Here is a 16,211-nt window from a genome sequence, read left to right on the forward strand (position 1 = left end):
CGGGTCCGTCCGCTGCCGGAGGGCGGAACTGGCGGTCGACGGATAACGTTCGGTCCATGACTGGTGAGCACCCCGCGCTCGCGCTACGTGGCCTGGCGAAGCGGTTCGACGGCACGATCGCGGTGGCCGGCGTCGATCTGGACGTACCGGCCGGCTCCTTCTACGGTCTGCTCGGCCCGAACGGCGCCGGCAAGACCACCACCCTGTCGATGGCGGTCGGGCTGTTGCGGCCGGACGCCGGCTCGGCGTGGGTGCTGGGCCAGGACGTGTGGCGCGATCCGGTCGCGGCCAAGCGGCTGCTGGGCGTGATGCCCGACGGGGTACGCCTGTTCGACCGGCTGACCGGCGCGGAGCTGCTCGCGTACAACGGATTGTTGCGGGGGATGGACCCGGCGGTGGTCGACCAGCGCGCCGCGGAACTGCTCGACGTGCTGGCGCTCGGCGACGCCGGCCGGACGCTCGTGGTGGACTACTCGGCGGGCATGAAGAAGAAGATCGGCCTGGCCTGCGCGTTGCTGCACGGCCCTCGGGTGCTGGTGCTGGACGAGCCGTTCGAGGCGGTCGACCCGGTGTCGGCGGCGCTGATCCGCGACATTCTCACCCGGTACGCGGCCGGCGGCGGCACGGTGATCTTCTCCAGTCACGTGATGGAGGTCGTCGAGCGGCTGTGCTCGCACGTGGCGATCCTCGCCCAGGGCACCATCAAGCGGGTCGGCACGATCGCGGACGTCCGTGGGGGCCGCTCGCTGGAACAGGTCTTCGTCGAGGTGGTCGGCGGGCGCACCGCGACCGGTGACGAGCTGTCGTGGCTGTCCCGGTGAACGTCGCCGTCGCGCCCGCCGGCCCGGCGCGGACGGTCTCCGCCCGGCACTTCGTACGCCTCAAGCTGCGGGTGATGGGCAACAACTTCCGGGGGCAGGGCTGGCGGATCGCGCTGTTCGTCGGCGGCGCGCTTGTCGGCCTCTGGTTTGCGGCCAGCGGTTTCTTCCTCTTCGCCGCGCCGGGCCTGTCGGGCAACGGTCGGTACGCTGTGCTGGTCGCGGCCGCCGGCGGTGGCCTGCTGGTGCTCGGTTGGCTGCTGCTGCCCCTGGTCTTCTTCGGCGTGGACGAGACACTGGACCCGGCTCGGTTCGCGCTGCTGCCGCTGCCGCGGCGCACGCTTGTCATCGGCCTGTTCGCCGCCGCGCTGGTAAGCGTGCCGGTGCTGGCGGTGTCGGTCGCCGTGCTGGGGTTGGTGGTGACCGCCTGGGCGTTGGGCGGTTGGTCCGCCGGCCTGGTGGCAGTGGTCGGCGTACTCGCCGGGTTGTTGCTCTGCGTGGCCGCCAGCCGGGCGGTGACCAGCGCGTTCGCCAGCATGCTGCGGTCGCGCCGGGTGCGGGACCTGGCGGCCGTGCTGCTGGCGGTGGTCGCCGCGCTGCTCGGGCCGTTGCAGGTCTTCGGCCTGGCGGCGCTGCGCGAGACGGACTGGACCCGGCTGACCGGGATCGCGACGGCGATCGGGTGGACGCCGTTCGGGGCGCCGTGGACCGCCGGCATCGACGTGGCGCAGGGACGGGTGTGGGCCGCCCCGCTGAAGCTGCTGATCACGGTGGCGGCGATCGTCGCCCTGCTGGCCTGGTGGTCCCGGTCGCTGGAGTCGGCGATGGTGGGGACGGCGAGCACCGGAAAGGCCCCCACGCAGCGCGGCGTCACCGGCGGGGCGGTCGCCCAACTGTTTCCCCGGGTCGCCACCTGGGTCCGGCGGGACCGGTTCGGCGCGCTGGTCGCGCGGGAGGCCCGTTACTGGTGGCGGGACGCCCGCCGCCGCGCCAACCTGATCACGATCGCGGTGGTCGGCATCTTCGTACCCGTGTTGGTAAACGTCACGGGTGGGGACTTCGCGGCCGAGGACGGCGCGGGGTTCACGGCCGCCGTCAGCGACAGCTCTCCGGTCGTGGTCACGATCTCGCTGCTCTTCGTCGGCGTGCTCGCCTCGGTCACGCTTGCCAACCAGTTCGGCTTCGACGGTAGCGCCTACGCCACGAACGTCGTGGCCGGGGTTCCCGGGCGGGTCGAGCTACGCGCGCGGATGACAGCATTTTCGCTGTACGTCCTGCCGATGCTGGCGGTCGTCGCGGTGCTGCTGGCGGCGCTCCTCGGCCGGCCGGGCTGGATCGGGCTGATGGTGGGCAGCCTGGCCGCCACCTACGGCGTCGGGTTGGCGGTGAACAGCTTCGTCTCGGTGCTCGGGGCGTACTCACTGCCGGAGACGAGCAACCCGTTCGCCATGAACGGCAGCGCGGGCATGGCGAAGGCGCTGCTCACCGTGCTGTCCATGGTCACCACGGCGGTCGCCGCGGTACCGATGGTGGTGGCCGCCGCCCTGCTCGGGGACGCCTGGTTGTGGCTGGCACTGCCGGTCGGCGTCGCGTACGGGCTGGGCACCGCGTTGCTCGGCGCGTACCTGGCCGGCGACGTGCTGGACCGTCGTCAGCCGGAACTGCTGGCCACGGTCACCCCGCGTCGCTGACCGGCGTCGTCAACGGGCGTCGTCAACCGGCGTTCGGGCCGGCGCCCTGGGCGGTCTGAGCGGCCTGGGAGACGAAGTCACGCCAGGCGCCCGGAGCGAAGGTGAGCGTCGGACCGGAGCGATCCTTGCTGTCGCGCACCAACACGACGTCGGGCAGATTGTCCGCCACCTCGACGCAGTTGCCGCCGGAGTCGGTCGACCGGGTCGACGTGCGCCAGCCTGGCTCGCTCATCGTCATTGCGTCACCTTCAGCTTCCGGATCAGATCCAGCGAGGCGCCGGTGGAGAGTGCTTCGCCGAGCAGGCTATCCCACTTACGATCGATCAAGGCGATCATCTCGGGGTCGTCAATGACGTGTCCCCGAACGGCATTCTCCAGGTAGAGCGCCCTGTCCCGGTCCGGCAGATCAGCGAGCACAAAGCCACCGCCGAGGCCGACGTGCTCGCCCACGGCCAGTGGAATGACGTGCAGCCGGACGAATGGCAGGGCCGCTACCTCCTGCAGTCGACCGAGCTGGGCGTCGAGCACGGCAGGGCCGCCCACGGGTCGACGAAGGCCCGTCTCGTCGAGCAGGAAGACGCAGTGCGGCGGCACGTCGCGGGTCAGCAGCTTTTGACGTTCCAGTCGGACCGCAACAAGCTCGTCGACCATGTTCGGTGCGTGCAGTCCGCCCGCCGAGATGACGGCACGGGCATACGCCTCCGTCTGCAGCAGGCCCGGGACGAGACACGCCTCGAAGGCGCGCAAGCGCAGGGCTCGCTGCTCGTATTCGCGCCACTGCGCAAACCACGACGGACCGCGTTCCTGGTCGGCGGCTCGGAGGAGTTCGGCGAGGAGGCCACCGGTGGCGAGGGCCTCGTCCGCGGCGACCGCGAACTCCATGGTGGGCCGGCGGCGGCCGGTCTCGATGGCGGCCACCGTGGACGGGCTCCACCTGATCACGGTCGCCAGCGCCTCCTGAGAGACCTCGGCACCGGCTCGGGCGGCCTTCAACGCCCGTACCCACATCTCGATGTTCATCCTTACCTTCCCGGTAAGTACGCGACCGCGCTGCGTAGTAAGCCCTGGAATCCTCCCCTGCCCAGGGCCGGGAGTCCAGGGTGGAGGACGCGCGGCCCGGCCGGTGGAGGCGACGTCCCGGCGGTCGGTCCTGCGTCGGGCCGCCCCGGTCATCCCCCGAGCGGGGCGGCCCTCGTCGACTGGGAGGGATCGCTCATGGTCGGGTTCATCCTCGTGGGGATCGGGGCGCGGTGGTCGTACCGGAGGAGGAAGGCCGTGGTGCCGACGACCGTGCCGGACGGGCCACCGGCGTGGGGGAGGCGGCCGACGGTGGCCGTGTCGCGACCGGGCGGGGCCGGTTCGCCCCCCCGGCGACGACCGGGCGGGCGGCGACCGGTGATGAGCGCGAGGCCGACGGGCGGCGGCCGGACCCGCGCGGGCCGAGTTGCGGCGTGTCGCTCGCGGAAGCCGGACACCCCAGCGAGCGGTATGACTCAGAGGTATCAATATGACTCCGAGTCATACGCCTCATCGGCGCATTGCCCTCCGGCCGGACCGCACGAGCGCCAGCCAGCGGAACCGCGCGCGGGCCGGCCGGCGCGGCTGGCGGCCGTCGGGGGGCGCTGGTGAGCCGGCCGCACGTGCCGATGCGACCGCTGTGGCGGTGTCGGGGCTGCGGCGCGCTCTGGCCGTGTCAGCCGGCGCGGCTGGCGCTGCTCCGCGACTACCGGCACGACCGCACCGCGCTGCTGTTCTACCTGGGCACTCTGATGGCGGAGGCGGCTGACCAGCTCGCTCGGCTCAACGGGCGACCCGCCGATCTGCACGAGCGCTTCCTGGGTTGGGCGCGGGGTCGGGGCGGCACAATGTTTCACGTGAATCATGAGCCGGGTGCCGAGATCCACCACACCGACCCGTTCGCGGTGCCGACCGGGCAGCGGTCGCCGGTCCGCCGGCTGCGGGGGCGGCTCGCCGCGCCGGTGACCCTCTGGACGGCGCCCGGTCCGGCGGGCCTGACCGTCTCGTCCACCCTGGTCGCCGAAGGAGAGCCGGACCGGCTGCTCGGGCTGATCGACGCGGAGTCCGATCTCTGGGCCGCCGTCGAGGAGGCGGGCCGGTTCGCGGTCGCGCCGCTCGGCCCGCCGCACCGCCAGCTCGCCGACCGGTTCGCCGGCCTCTTCCCCGCCCCGGGTGGGCTGTTCGCCACCGGCACGTGGACCGAGACGCCCTACGGGCCGGTGCCGACCGACGCCGGCGGCTGGGTGGGCTGCCGCCTGGACACCGCCCGGGAGTACGGCTGGGGCCTGTTGGTGGAAGCCACCATCGAGGTGGTCGACCTGGCCGAAGAGGCCACGCCGTTGCTGCACTACCGGGGGCGCTACCACGAGCTGCCGGGCTGACCAACGCCCCAACGGGCCCGACCGGCCCGACCGGTCACCGGGGTGACCTGGGTCACTCGGCGCAGCCAGTCAACCGCTCGGCGCACTCGACGACCGGCGTCGATCTCGGCCTTCCCCGTGGGGGAGCGTGCTCTCTACGGTGCGCGGAACTACCCCCGACGCCTGTGAAGGTGGTGATCCACAGATGTCCACGGACACACCCGCGCCTACCGCCTCCCAGCCGGACAAGTACCTGGCCGTGCAACGGTCGGACGAGTTCGCCGGGCTACGGCGCGCGCTACGCGGCTTCGTCTTCCCGATGACCGTCGCGTTCTTCCTGTGGTACGCGCTCTACGTCATTCTCTCCGCGTACGCCCGGGACTTCATGGGCACGAAGCTGTTCGGCAGCAACATCAATGTCGCGCTGGTCTTCGGCCTGCTCCAGTTCGTCTCCACGTTCGTGATCGCCTGGCTCTACTCCCGCTACGCGGACCGGAAGATCGACCCGGTCGCCGACCGGATCCGCGCCGAGATCGGGGAGGTGACCCATGAACACGGTCCTCGCGGCTGAAGCCGGCAACCACACCGCCCGCAACCTGACCATCACGCTGTTCCTGGTCTTCGTGGCGGTGACCCTGGCCATCACCATCTGGGCCAGCCGGCAGACCAAGACGGCCACCGACTTCTACGCGGGCGGTCGGTCCTTCTCCGGATTCCAGAACGGCATGGCGATCGGTGGCGACTACATGTCGGCCGCCTCGTTCCTCGGCATCGCCGGCATCATCGCGCTCTACGGCTACGACGGCTTCCTCTACTCGATCGGCTTCCTGGTCGCCTGGCTGGTGGCGCTGCTGCTCGTCGCGGAACTGCTGCGCAACTCCGGCCGGTACACGATGGCCGACGTGCTGGCCTTCCGGATGCGTCAGCGACCGGTGCGGACGGCGGCGGCGGTCTCCACCATCACGGTGTCGATCTTCTATCTGCTGGCGCAGATGGTGGGCGCCGGCGCGCTTGTCGCGCTGCTGCTCGGCATCAAGCCCGGGACGACCTTCCTCGGCATGGACGCGGGCACCGCCAAGGTGGCGACCATCATCATGGTCGGCGCCCTCATGATCATCTACGTGACCGTGGGTGGCATGAAGGGCACCACGTACGTGCAGATCGTCAAGGCGTTCCTGCTGATGACCGGCGCGCTGCTGATGACCGTGCTGGTCCTGGCGAAGTTCCACTTCAACCTCTCGGAGCTGCTCGGTGCCGCAGCCGACCGCTCCGGCAAGGGCGACAAACTGCTGGAACCGGGCCTGCGCTACGGCGTGGAGGTCGCCGGGAACGCCAAGCAGACCTTCTACAACAAGATGGACCTGCTCTCGCTCGGCATCGCGCTGGTGCTCGGCACGGCGGGTCTCCCGCACATCCTGATCCGCTTCTACACCGTGCCGACCGCCAAGGCGGCCCGCAAGAGCGTGCTCTGGGCCATCGGCATCATCGGCACCTTCTACCTGCTCACCCTGGCCCTCGGCTTCGGCGCGGCGGCGCTTGTGGGCAGCGAGGCCATCACCGCTCAGGACAAGGCAGGCAACACCGCCGCACCACAGTTGGCGGAGGCGCTCGGCCTGGAGTTCTTCGGCGGTGACCTGGGTGGCGCGGCCCTGCTGGCGATCATCGCGGCGGTCGCCTTCGCCACCATCCTGGCGGTGGTCGCCGGGTTGACCCTGGCCTCCTCGTCAAGCCTGGCGCACGACTTCTACGCGAACGTCCTGAAGAAGGGGCAGACGTCGGAGCGCCAGGAGGTGCGGGTCGCCCGGATCTCCGCCCTGGTGATCGGCGCGATCTCCATCCTCCTGTCGATCTACGCGCAGAACCTCAACGTGGCGTTCCTCGTGGCGTTGGCCTTCGCGGTCGCCGCCTCGGGCAACCTGCCGGCGATCCTCTACAGCCTGTTCTGGAGGCGGTTCAACACCTCCGGCGCGGTGTGGGCGATCTACGGCGGTCTGCTGTCGGCCGTACTGCTGGTGTTCTTCTCGCCTGTGGTCTCGGGCGCGGCGACCTCGATGTTCCCGAAGCACGACTGGCAGTGGTTCCCGCTGTCCAACCCGGGCATCCTCTCCATCCCGTTCGGCTTCCTGTGCGGGTGGATCGGCACCCTCATCTCGAAGGAGAACGACGAGGCGAAGTACGCGGAGCTGGAGGTGCGCGCCCTCACCGGTTCGGGCGCCCACTGAGACTCCGGACGGGCCCCCGCCGACGCCACGCGTCAGCGGGGGTCCGTCCCGTATCCGACGATCGGTAGGCTGACCGGCATGAAGGTTGCTGAGCGCTTCGGTTCCGGTCACCGCGTTCTCGTCACCGGCGGCGCCGGTTTCGTCCCCTCGCACCTGGTCGACTCCCTGATCGCCCGGGGCTGCACGGTGGTGGCGCTGGACAACTTCGTCACCGGTTCCAAGGAGAACGTCGCCCACCTCCTGGACCGGCCGACCTTCACGCTTGTCGAGGCGGACCTCTCCGACGGTCTGCCGACCCACCACCCGGCGCTGGCCGAGCGGTTCGACGCGATCCTGCACATGGCCTCGCCGGCCAGCCCCACCGACTTCGCGCAGCTGCCGGTGGAGATCCTCCGGGTCGGCTCGGTGGGCACCCTGCACCTGCTGGAGCGCGCGGCCGCCGACGGCGCCCGGTTCCTGATGGCCTCGACCTCCGAGGCGTACGGGGACCCGAAGGAGCACCCGCAGCGCGAGACCTACTGGGGCAACGTCAACCCCATCGGCGTCCGCAGCGTCTACGACGAGGCGAAGCGCTTCTCCGAGGCCGCCACGATGGCGTACCACCGCTACCGCGGGCTGGACGCGGCAATCGTCCGGATCTTCAACACGTACGGCCCGCGGATGCGCCCGGACGACGGCCGCGCCATCCCCACCTTCATCTCCCAGGCGCTGCGCGGCGAGCCGATCACCGTGCACGGCACCGGCAACCAGACGCGGTCGATCTGTTTCGTCGAGGACCTGGTGCGCGGCATCCTGCTGCTGCTCGACTCGACCGAGACCGGCCCGGTCAACTGCGGCACCGAGCACGAGATGTCGATGCGTCAACTCGCCGAGTTGATCGTGTCACTCTCCGACAGCAGCTCGCAGGTGACGTACATCACCCGCAGCGCGGACGACCCGGAGATGCGCCGCCCCGATCTGACCCTCGCCCGTGAACTGCTCGGATACGAGCCGACCGTGGCGCCCGAAGACGGCCTGCGACGCACGATCGAGTACTTCCGGGCGCGGCTAGGGTAACCGCTCGCGGCGGACCTCCGATCGCTGAGTGTTGCCTGAGGGCGGGAGTGGCTCCCGCTACGTACCCTGAGTTACATGTCAGCGACCTCTGCCGGCGTTCCTCACCCGCATCTGCACCGCAGCGCCGGGCGCGCCTCGGTGCCCGGCCCCGACCGGGGCGCCTCCGGACGCGCGCGTCCCGCCGAGGCGCGCTGGTACCCGTCGTACGACGAGCAGCAGCGCGGTCCGGGCGGCCCGGCGGGGCCGACGGGACCGGGCGGGCCGGGTGGCGCCGGCGGACCGGGACGGCGTGGCCCACGGCCGCGCTGGGGGCGGATCGGCCTGGTGGCCGGGATCGCGGTGCTGGTGTTGGCGCTGCTCGGCGGCCTGGGCGCCTGGATGTACGCGCGCAACCTCAACAACGACCTGACCCGCACCGACCCGTTCGCGGAGATCACCGGCGGTCGGCCGGCGAAGACCGTCGACGGCGCGTTGAACATCCTGTTGGTCGGCAGCGACTCCCGGGACCCGGACGCGCCTGTCGACAGCAAGAGCCAGTGGCGGGCCGACACGGTCATCGTGATGCACATCCCGGCCGACCATCAGGCGGCCTATCTGGTCTCCATCCCGCGTGACCTGTACGTGCCGATCCCGGAGAGCGCCGGAGCGGACTGCGGCTCCGGCAAGCGCGCGAAGATCAACGCGGCGTTCGCGTTCGGTGGCCTGCCGCTGGCCGTGCGCACCGTGGAGTGCTTCACCGACGTTCGGATCGACCACGTGATGGCGATCGACTTCGGCGGTTTCAAGGAGGTCACCGACGCCCTCGGCGGCGTGGACCTCAAGGTCGAGCGGACGATCACCTCGATCCACAAGCCGTACCGGACGTTCACCAAGGGCACCAACCACATGGACGGCGCGGAGGCACTGGACTGGATCCGGCAGCGCAAGCAGTTCCCGGAGGGCGACTTCGCCCGGATGCGGCACCAGCAGGAGTTCCTCCGGGCGCTGATGGACAAGGCGGCGAGCAGCGGCACGCTTGCGAACCCGAAGAAGCTCAACGACTTCCTCAAGTCGGTGACCGCGGCCGTGACCGTCGACCAGGGCTTCTCGGTGACGGACATGGCGGTGCAGTTCCGCAACCTGCGCGGGCAGAACCTCACCTTCCTGACCAGCCCGAACTCGGGCAGCGACACCATCAACGGCGAGTCGGTGGTGGTGTCCGACCGGGAGAAGGCGCTGGCGATGTACCGGGCCATGTCGGCGGACACCATGGCCGACTGGGTCAAGGCCAACCCGCCGAAGAACACCGACGGCGGCTGACCGCGGGGGGTGGACCGCGTCGGCGGCGACGCGGTCCACCCGAAGTCGAGCCGACCTCGCCTTTACGGTCATCGAGTGGGGACGATCGCCCGGTTGACGGGACCTGTCGTCCCGATTGAGCCCGGATGAACTCGCAAAGTCGAATTGATGTACGTACAGTGGGGCCGCCCCCTCCTGATCACGAGCTGGAGCACGCATGCCGGTTCAGGCCAGCCGTCGCCCTACGTCCCCCGGATCCGCCGCGCAAAGCGGCCGGATCGCCGCGTCCATTCCGGTACAGCCGGGCCCGTCAGGCGGTGGGCCGGGCGGTCGCCCGCCGGGCAGCGGCGCCGGCCGGTCGGGCGGGAAGGGGCCGGCGAAGAAGCGCCCGCGCCGCAAGGATCCGCTCTGGGCCCGCCTGACCGTCATCTTCGGTGCGGTGCTGATGCTCAGCAGCGGGGCGGCCATCGTCGGCACCAAGGTGCTCGTCGGCCAGGCAACCGGCGACATCGCCCAGCGCAACCTGCTCGGTGACGCCGGCAAGTCCGACGCCGAGGGTGGCGCGAGCCTGGACGGGCCGATCGACATGCTGCTGCTCGGCGTGGACGCCCGGGAACGCTGGGCCGCCGACAACGTCCGGTCGGACAGCATCATCATCCTGCACATCCCGGCCTCGCACGACCAGGCGTACCTGATCTCGATCCCCCGCGACACCGAGGCGCAGATCCCGCCCTTCAAGAAGAGCGGCTTCACCGGTGGCACCGACAAGATCAACGCTGCCTTCCAGGCCGGTGCCCGCAACGGTGGCGGTTGGGAGGGTGGCGCCCAGCTGATGGCGCAGACGATCAAGCGCCTCACCGGCATCAGCTTCGACGGCGCGGCGATCATCAACTTCGGGGGCTTCAAGAACGTCATCGACACCCTGGGCACCGTGCGAATCTGCGTGAGCCAGGAGGTCACGTCGCTGCACATGAAGTATGTCGACGGTAAGCCGATGTGGAACGCCGACGCCAAGAAGACCGGCAAGCCGATGAAGCCGGTGGTGCACAAGAAGGGCTGCCAGGAGATGGAGGGTTGGGCCGCGCTCGACTACTCGCGGCAGCGCAAGACCCTCCGCAACGGCGACTACGACCGGCAGCAGAACCAGCAGCAACTGATCAAGGCGATGGCCAAGAAGGCCACCGACGGCGGGATGCTGTCCAACCCGGCCAAGATGAATCAGTTGATCAAGGCAGCCGGCAAGGCGTTCGTGCTGGACACCGGCGGCGTACCCATCGAGAACTTCATCTTCACCATGCGCGGGGTGACCGCGAACGAGCTGACGATGTTGAAGACCAACAACGGCACCTTCAACGGCAACGGCAACAGCACCGAGGGCTTGAACGCCGAGACGATGGACATGTTCCAGGCGGTCAAGCAAGACAAGCTCGCGGAGTTCGTCTTCACCCACCCCGAGGTGATTTCCACACGCAAGTGACAACCGGCGGCGCCCGGAAGTCGGGGAAAGCCCGGCGACCGGTCCGTTACCGCCCGTAGCCTGACGTGAGCAGGTTTCACGTATCGGCTGCGGGGAGGCGGTCACGACCAGGTGGGGACGGACCGCAGCCGACCGGGCACGCCCGGCCGCGCCGCGCCGCGCTCTCTGGCCGCGCCTCCTGCTCGGCGTCGGCCTGGCCCTCACCCTGCTGGCCGGGCTCGCCCTGGTCGGGCTCAAGACGCTCACCCACCGGTACGACCGTACGGTCACCAAGGAGCAACTGCTCGACGCGGACGCCCGCACCGACCGGACCGACCTGGACGGGCCGCTCAACTATCTGCTGATCGGCACCGACCGACGCGCCGGCAGCAGCGAGCCGGACCAGCGCTCGGACACCATCCTCATCGTGCACGTGCCCGCCGGGCGGCGGGAGGCGTACCTGGTCTCCATCCCGCGTGACCTGCTGGTCGCCATCCCGCCGGCGAACGGCTTCGGCGGCGGTCCGGACAAGATCAATGCGGCGTACGAGCACGGCGGCGGCGGGCAGGCCGGCACCCGACTGCTCTCCGTCACCCTGAACCGGCTCACCGGCATCCGCTTCGACGGCGCCGCGCTCATCGACTTCTCCGGCTTCCGGAAGGTGATCGACCTCCTCGGTGGGGTGCAGATGTGCGTGGACACCGAGGTCCGCTCGATCCACACCAACCGGGTCTTCCCCACCGGCTGCCAGCAGATGGACGGCGCGCGGGCGCTGGACTACGTACGGCAGCGCTACGACCTTCCCAACGGGGACTTCGACCGACAGCACCACCAGCAGCAACTCCTGCGGGCGATGCTGGACAGCGCCGGCCACGCCGATCTGCGCAGCAACCCGGTCAAACTGGACCAGGTGCTCCGGGCGGTCGGCGGCTCGTTGACCGTGGACACCAACGGCGTACCCCTGGAGGACCTGCTCCTCGCGCTCCGCGCGCTGCCGCCCGACGGGATGCACGGCGTCCAGGTGCCCTCGTCGTCACAGACCATCGACCAGGTCTCGTACGTGGTGCTCGACAACGGCGGCAACGGGCTGTTCGAGGCCGTCCGGGGCACCCGCGTACCGGCCTGGGCGCAGGCCAACCCGCGCTGGGTGTCCCGGTTGTGACAGTGCCGACGGCCGGGTCGGTGCCGATCCGGCCCGCGAGGATCTAGTGTTGCTTCCTGTGTTCGGACCCCAGGTTCCCACCGTGCCCGTGACCGAGATCGCCGACGACACCTACCTGCTCGACGTGCGGGAGGCCGACGAATGGGCGGCCGGCCACGCCCCCACCGCCCACCACCTGCCGATGATGGAGCTGCCGGCGCGGCTGGCCGAGGTGCCCACCGACCGGGACGTGGCAGTCATCTGCCGCTCCGGCGGACGGTCCGCCCAGGTCGTCGCCTACCTGGTCAACAACGGCTGGGAGCAGGTGCGCAACGCCGACGGCGGGATGCGCCAGTGGGCAGCGGTCGGCCGGCCCGTGGTCGACGCGAACGGGCAGCCCGGCCAGGTCATCTGAGGCGGCCGGGATGGGCGGGCCTCTGGTCTTCGCGCACCGCGGCGCCTCGTACGACCTTCCGGAGCACACCCTCGCCGCGTACCTGCGCGCCCTCGACGAGGGCGCCGACGGGCTGGAGTGCGACGTCCGGCTGACCCGGGACGGGCATCTGGTCTGCGTACACGACCGACGCCTGGACCGCACCAGCAACGGCCGCGGTCTGGTCAGCGCGCGTACCCTCGCCGAGCTGGACGCGCTTGACTTCGGGTCCTGGCATCCGGGCAGCGCGCCCAGCGGTGACCTGCCGCCGGACGAGTCGCACACCCGGCTGCTGACGCTGGCCCGGCTGCTCGAGGCGGTGCTCGCCGCCGGCCGGCCGGTCCGGCTGCTGGTGGAGACGAAACACCCGTCCCGCTACGGCTCGAACGTGGAGCGGCGGCTGGTCGAGCTGCTGCGGCAGTACGGGCTGGCCGACCCCGCGCCGGACGACCCGGTCCAGGTCACCGTCATGTCGTTCTCCCCGCTGGCGCTGCGCCGGGTCCGGGAGCTGGCCCCGGCGCTGCCCACGGTGCTGTTGCTGGAGGTGCTGCCGCCGTGGCTGCGGCTGGGCCGGCTGCCGTTCGGCACCCGCATCGCCGGGCCGGGCATCGGCCTGGTCCGGGCCCGACCGCGCCTGCTGCCCGCGCTGCGCGCCGCCGGCAACCAGGTGTACGTCTGGACGGTGAACGAGCCGGCCGACCTGGAGCTGGTGCTGGCCGAGGAGGTGGACGGGATCATCACCGACCGACCCGCGCACGTCCTGGCCCGCCGGGACCGCTGAAACGGGCCTCGACCCGGGGGGTGCCGAAAGCCGGACCGGCGGGGCAGACTCGGCACATGCCGGAGCGAATCGATTTCCCCGCTCTCCTCGCCGGCCAGGCCGTCGTGATCGAGATGATCAACTCTGGGGACGCGGGTCTGCCGGTCCTCACCCAGCTCCTCCGCGTGACCCAACCGGCGCTCGGCGCGACCGGAATGGCGTTCGTCGAGTTCGGTCCGACCGGCGGCCGGGTGATCGCGGCCACCGGCGCGGCGGAGTGGGCGCTCGGCCGGCCGCTCGCGGTGGACGACCCGGACACCGTCTGCCTGCTCTCCGGGCCACGGGTGAGCCAGGTCCGGGTGGTCGAGCTCAACGGCAAGCTCTCCGCCGAGCTGGCCGGCAGCGGGTTGCGCCGGATGGTGGTGTCCCGGGCCGAGATCGGCGGTCACACCGTCGGCAGCCTGCACGCCCTCTACCCGGGCGACGACGAGCCGGGCGACGAGCAGCAGGGGGTGATCGCCTACCTCGCCTCGTGCATCGCGCACATGTACGGCGACCAGAGCGGGTTGCCGGTGCACGGCGACGGGCCGGTGGTGGCGGCACTCGCCGACGGGCTGGCGGTGGTCGACCGGGACGGCCACGTCCGGCTGTGGAACCCGGCCGCCGCCCAGGTCACCGGCCGGACCCCGGAGCAGGCGTTGAACGGTCCGCTGCCGTTCCCCCTGCCGCCCTCCGGTCAGGTCCGCGACCACCGGCTGCCGGACGGACGCTGGCTCCGCATCACCTCCGGCGACCTGCCCGGCCCCGGCGCGCTGCGCGTGGTCACCTTCCGCGACATCACCGACCAGCAGCGCCGCGACCACGACCGGGAGCTGTTCGTCGCGGTGACAAGCCACGAGCTGCGCACGCCGGTCACCGTCATCAAGGGGTACGCGGACACGCTCACCGACCACTGGGAGTCGCTGACCGAGGGCGACCGACGGCAGGCCGCCCGGGTCATCGGGCAGCGCGCCAACGAGCTGGCCCGACTTGTGGACCGGCTGCTCTCCTCGGCGGCCGAGGCGGGGCCGGGGGACGACCCACCGACCCCGTTCGACCTCGGTGAGGCGCTGCGCGCCGCCATCGTGGACCTGCCGGCGGAGCTGCGGCACCGGCTGACGCTGCGTCTCCCGGCCGACCTGCCCAAGGCGCTCGGCCACCGGCCCAGCCTGGCCACCGTGCTGACCGAGCTGGCCACCAACGCCGGCAAGTACTCGCCGCCGGGCTCCCCCATCGAGATCACCGCCGGGGTGGACGGCCAGTTGGTCGCGTTCCGGGTCAGTGACCGGGGCATCGGCATCCGGCCGGAGCATGTGGAGCGGGCGTTCGACAGGTTCTGGCAGGGCGAGTCCGGCGACCGGCGCGGCTACCCGGGAGCGGGGCTCGGCCTCTATCTCGTCCGCCGGATCGTTGAACAACAGAATGGATGGGTATCCCTACGTCCAAGGACCGACGGCGGTACGGTCGCAGAGGTGCGGCTACCGCGCGGTTGACCGGCGGTGGCGTGACGTGGAGGCGACGGTGGCAGCGGCAGCGAGGGATCGGGCGTGGTGCGTGGTGGTTCCCCACCACCCCGCCGGAGCACGACTGGCGCGACACCGGCTCGCCGACGATCTGGCTGACGTCGTGACGCCGACGCTCCTCGCGGATCTGATCGCGGTGCTCGCCGAGCTGGTGGGCAACTCGGTCCGGCACGCCCGGCCGCTGCCCGGCGGCGTGGTCCGGGTGGCGTGGCGGCTGCGGCCCTCCGCCGAGGGCCCCCGGATCCAGTTGCGGGTGACCGACGGCGGCGCGAGCACCAGCCCGCGGATCCGCACGGCCAGCCCGGACGCCTCGGACGGGCGGGGTCTGCACATCGTGGCCGGCCTGGCGACCCGCTGGGGCGTCGAACGCGACGGCATGGGCCAGCGCGTCTGGGCGGAGTTCGACCCGCCCTCCACCTCGCGGCCCGCCGCGCCCCCACGTTCCGGCCTGGTGACGGCCAGCTGACGTCGCCGGGTGGGTGGGTCCGGCCCACGGCGGGGCGGGCGGGGCCTTAGGCTGTGACGCCGTGAGCAAGCGTCGAAAGAGCCAGCGAGCCGCCGCCGACACCGCGCCCCGGAAGGACAAGGTGCGCGACGTCTTCGTGCCGCGACCGTTCGAGGGGCTGGCCGACGAGTCCGAGTGGATCGCACTGCGCGAGCTGGTGCCCGCCGCGTCCGCGCCGCTGCGGCTGGCACCCGCCCTCGTCGAGGAATTCGGGGACCGGTCGGTCACCCTGGCCACGGTGCTGCCGATGGCCGCGCCGGCGATCAGCAAGCCGGACGGCCGCGTGCTCATCGGTCTGCAACGCCACCAGCAGTCCGGCGACGTCTCCCGGGACCTGGCCGAGGCGCTGCTCTGCGCGCTGCGGGCCGAGCCGGGCGGCCAGGTGTCGGTGCCACCGCTGCCCGGTCCCGGGCCGCGACTGCAGGACATCCTGGTGGACGGCCCGCTGGAGATCACCATGCACGACGGGTTCGAGTTCTGGCTCGACCCCGGCGCGGCCGACGACCCGAGCGTGCAGGCGTCGCTGGAGCGGGCGAACGCCGCCATCTACCCGACCGTGCGGATGACCGCCGCGAAGGCCGCGTACTGGTGCCGGGTGCCGGAGAAGGCGCACGTGCGCTGGGTACTGCCGGACGACGAGGACGCCGCCCTGGACGCGTTGGCCCGCCTCGGCGCGGCCGGCACGCTGACGCTCGGCGAGCAGACCAAGTTCGCCGGGATGTTCCGCGCACACGGCCGGCTGGTGCCGGTGTGGGACCTGCCGGAGGAGACGCCGGCCGCCGACTGGGAGGACCCGGTCGCGCAGTTCGCCAAGCGGTACGCGGAGGCGCTCGCCACCACCGAACCGCTGGACGCCGCCGGCCGGCGTGCCCGTCAGGGGCTGCTCGGCCGCCAGCTCACCCTGCGCTGAC

Annotated in this window: 16 protein-coding genes; 14 read left to right on the plus strand and 2 right to left on the minus strand. The window is 71.4% G+C overall.

Annotated elements, in window-relative coordinates:
• Nucleotides 1-56: 56 nt before the first annotated feature.
• Nucleotides 57-821: an ABC transporter ATP-binding protein gene (locus tag MILUP08_RS00590; RefSeq protein WP_007453705.1), complete on the plus strand. Its 765-nt coding sequence runs from the start codon at nucleotides 57-59 to the stop codon at nucleotides 819-821.
• A complete protein-coding gene (locus MILUP08_RS00595) occupies nucleotides 818-2,509 on the plus strand; it encodes an ABC transporter permease (protein ID WP_039905101.1) in 1,692 nt (563 codons plus the stop codon). The genes MILUP08_RS00590 and MILUP08_RS00595 overlap by 4 nt, the downstream gene beginning before the upstream one ends.
• Before the next feature lie 22 nt (nucleotides 2,510-2,531).
• On the opposite strand, the gene MILUP08_RS00600 is transcribed toward MILUP08_RS00595, so the two are convergent.
• Together MILUP08_RS00600 and MILUP08_RS00605 are read right to left on the minus strand one after the other, a co-directional pair.
• Nucleotides 2,532-2,747: a DUF397 domain-containing protein gene (locus MILUP08_RS00600; RefSeq protein ID WP_007453709.1), complete on the minus strand. Its 216-nt coding sequence runs from the start codon at nucleotides 2,745-2,747 to the stop codon at nucleotides 2,532-2,534.
• Entirely contained in the window at nucleotides 2,744-3,529 is a 786-nt protein-coding gene (locus MILUP08_RS00605; RefSeq protein ID WP_007453711.1) for a helix-turn-helix domain-containing protein, read from the minus strand. The genes MILUP08_RS00600 and MILUP08_RS00605 overlap by 4 nt, the downstream gene beginning before the upstream one ends.
• 626 nt (nucleotides 3,530-4,155) lie before the next feature.
• Between MILUP08_RS00605 and MILUP08_RS00615 the strand changes: the two genes are divergently transcribed.
• The 12 genes from MILUP08_RS00615 to MILUP08_RS00670 all read left to right on the plus strand — a co-directional run bounded on the left by MILUP08_RS00615 (nucleotide 4,156) and on the right by MILUP08_RS00670 (nucleotide 16,210).
• Entirely contained in the window at nucleotides 4,156-4,908 is a 753-nt protein-coding gene (locus MILUP08_RS00615) for a flavin reductase family protein (RefSeq protein ID WP_039905103.1), read from the plus strand.
• A gap of 184 nt (nucleotides 4,909-5,092) precedes the next feature.
• Nucleotides 5,093-5,458, plus strand: a complete 366-nt coding sequence (locus MILUP08_RS00620) for a DUF485 domain-containing protein (RefSeq protein ID WP_007453717.1) — start codon at nucleotides 5,093-5,095, stop codon at nucleotides 5,456-5,458.
• On the plus strand, nucleotides 5,436-7,109 hold the full coding sequence (locus MILUP08_RS00625; RefSeq protein ID WP_007453719.1) for a solute symporter family protein: 1,674 nt from the start codon (nucleotides 5,436-5,438) through the stop codon (nucleotides 7,107-7,109). The genes MILUP08_RS00620 and MILUP08_RS00625 overlap by 23 nt, the downstream gene beginning before the upstream one ends.
• 78 nt (nucleotides 7,110-7,187) lie before the next feature.
• On the plus strand, nucleotides 7,188-8,165 hold the full coding sequence (locus MILUP08_RS00630; protein ID WP_007453721.1) for an NAD-dependent epimerase/dehydratase family protein: 978 nt from the start codon (nucleotides 7,188-7,190) through the stop codon (nucleotides 8,163-8,165).
• A gap of 75 nt (nucleotides 8,166-8,240) precedes the next feature.
• Nucleotides 8,241-9,464 carry an LCP family protein gene (locus MILUP08_RS00635; RefSeq protein ID WP_007453723.1) on the plus strand — a complete coding sequence of 408 codons (1,224 nt, stop codon included), beginning with the start codon at nucleotides 8,241-8,243 and terminating at the stop codon, nucleotides 9,462-9,464.
• A gap of 424 nt (nucleotides 9,465-9,888) precedes the next feature.
• On the plus strand, nucleotides 9,889-10,920 hold the full coding sequence (locus MILUP08_RS00640; protein WP_237747008.1) for an LCP family protein: 1,032 nt from the start codon (nucleotides 9,889-9,891) through the stop codon (nucleotides 10,918-10,920).
• Nucleotides 10,921-11,317: 397 nt separating this feature from the next.
• Nucleotides 11,318-12,061, plus strand: coding sequence for an LCP family protein (locus tag MILUP08_RS00645; protein ID WP_449288939.1), 744 nt, complete (start codon nucleotides 11,318-11,320; stop codon nucleotides 12,059-12,061).
• 58 nt (nucleotides 12,062-12,119) lie between these two features.
• Nucleotides 12,120-12,455, plus strand: a complete 336-nt coding sequence (locus MILUP08_RS00650) for a rhodanese-like domain-containing protein (protein WP_039905019.1) — start codon at nucleotides 12,120-12,122, stop codon at nucleotides 12,453-12,455.
• Nucleotides 12,456-12,465: 10 nt separating this feature from the next.
• The gene (locus MILUP08_RS00655; RefSeq protein WP_007453731.1) at nucleotides 12,466-13,254 is read left to right on the plus strand and encodes a glycerophosphodiester phosphodiesterase; all 789 of its coding nucleotides are present in this window, start codon (nucleotides 12,466-12,468) and stop codon (nucleotides 13,252-13,254) included.
• A gap of 56 nt (nucleotides 13,255-13,310) precedes the next feature.
• On the plus strand, nucleotides 13,311-14,765 hold the full coding sequence (locus tag MILUP08_RS00660; protein ID WP_007453733.1) for a sensor histidine kinase: 1,455 nt from the start codon (nucleotides 13,311-13,313) through the stop codon (nucleotides 14,763-14,765).
• A gap of 61 nt (nucleotides 14,766-14,826) precedes the next feature.
• Entirely contained in the window at nucleotides 14,827-15,261 is a 435-nt protein-coding gene (locus MILUP08_RS00665; protein ID WP_237747009.1) for an ATP-binding protein, read from the plus strand.
• Nucleotides 15,262-15,322: 61 nt separating this feature from the next.
• Nucleotides 15,323-16,210: a DUF5926 family protein gene (locus MILUP08_RS00670; protein ID WP_007453737.1), complete on the plus strand. Its 888-nt coding sequence runs from the start codon at nucleotides 15,323-15,325 to the stop codon at nucleotides 16,208-16,210.
• Nucleotide 16,211 lies beyond the last annotated feature (1 nt).

The organism is Micromonospora lupini str. Lupac 08 (assembly GCF_000297395.2).
GTDB classification, from domain to species: domain Bacteria; phylum Actinomycetota; class Actinomycetes; order Mycobacteriales; family Micromonosporaceae; genus Micromonospora; species Micromonospora lupini.

What these genes read in the sequence shown, in the direction of transcription:
- MILUP08_RS00590 (WP_007453705.1), top strand. Translation starts at nt 57, where the DNA reads ATGACTGGTGAGCACCCCGCGCTCGCGCTACGTGGCCTGGCGAAGCGG.
- MILUP08_RS00640 (WP_237747008.1), top strand. Translation starts at nt 9,889, where the DNA reads ATGCTCAGCAGCGGGGCGGCCATCGTCGGCACCAAGGTGCTCGTCGGC.
- MILUP08_RS00615 (WP_039905103.1), top strand. Translation starts at nt 4,156, where the DNA reads ATGCGACCGCTGTGGCGGTGTCGGGGCTGCGGCGCGCTCTGGCCGTGT.
- MILUP08_RS00600 (WP_007453709.1), bottom strand. Translation starts at nt 2,747, where the DNA reads ATGACGATGAGCGAGCCAGGCTGGCGCACGTCGACCCGGTCGACCGAC.
- MILUP08_RS00635 (WP_007453723.1), top strand. Translation starts at nt 8,241, where the DNA reads ATGTCAGCGACCTCTGCCGGCGTTCCTCACCCGCATCTGCACCGCAGC.
- MILUP08_RS00620 (WP_007453717.1), top strand. Translation starts at nt 5,093, where the DNA reads ATGTCCACGGACACACCCGCGCCTACCGCCTCCCAGCCGGACAAGTAC.
- MILUP08_RS00625 (WP_007453719.1), top strand. Translation starts at nt 5,436, where the DNA reads ATGAACACGGTCCTCGCGGCTGAAGCCGGCAACCACACCGCCCGCAAC.
- MILUP08_RS00655 (WP_007453731.1), top strand. Translation starts at nt 12,466, where the DNA reads ATGGGCGGGCCTCTGGTCTTCGCGCACCGCGGCGCCTCGTACGACCTT.
- MILUP08_RS00630 (WP_007453721.1), top strand. Translation starts at nt 7,188, where the DNA reads ATGAAGGTTGCTGAGCGCTTCGGTTCCGGTCACCGCGTTCTCGTCACC.
- MILUP08_RS00660 (WP_007453733.1), top strand. Translation starts at nt 13,311, where the DNA reads ATGCCGGAGCGAATCGATTTCCCCGCTCTCCTCGCCGGCCAGGCCGTC.
- MILUP08_RS00605 (WP_007453711.1), bottom strand. Translation starts at nt 3,529, where the DNA reads ATGAACATCGAGATGTGGGTACGGGCGTTGAAGGCCGCCCGAGCCGGT.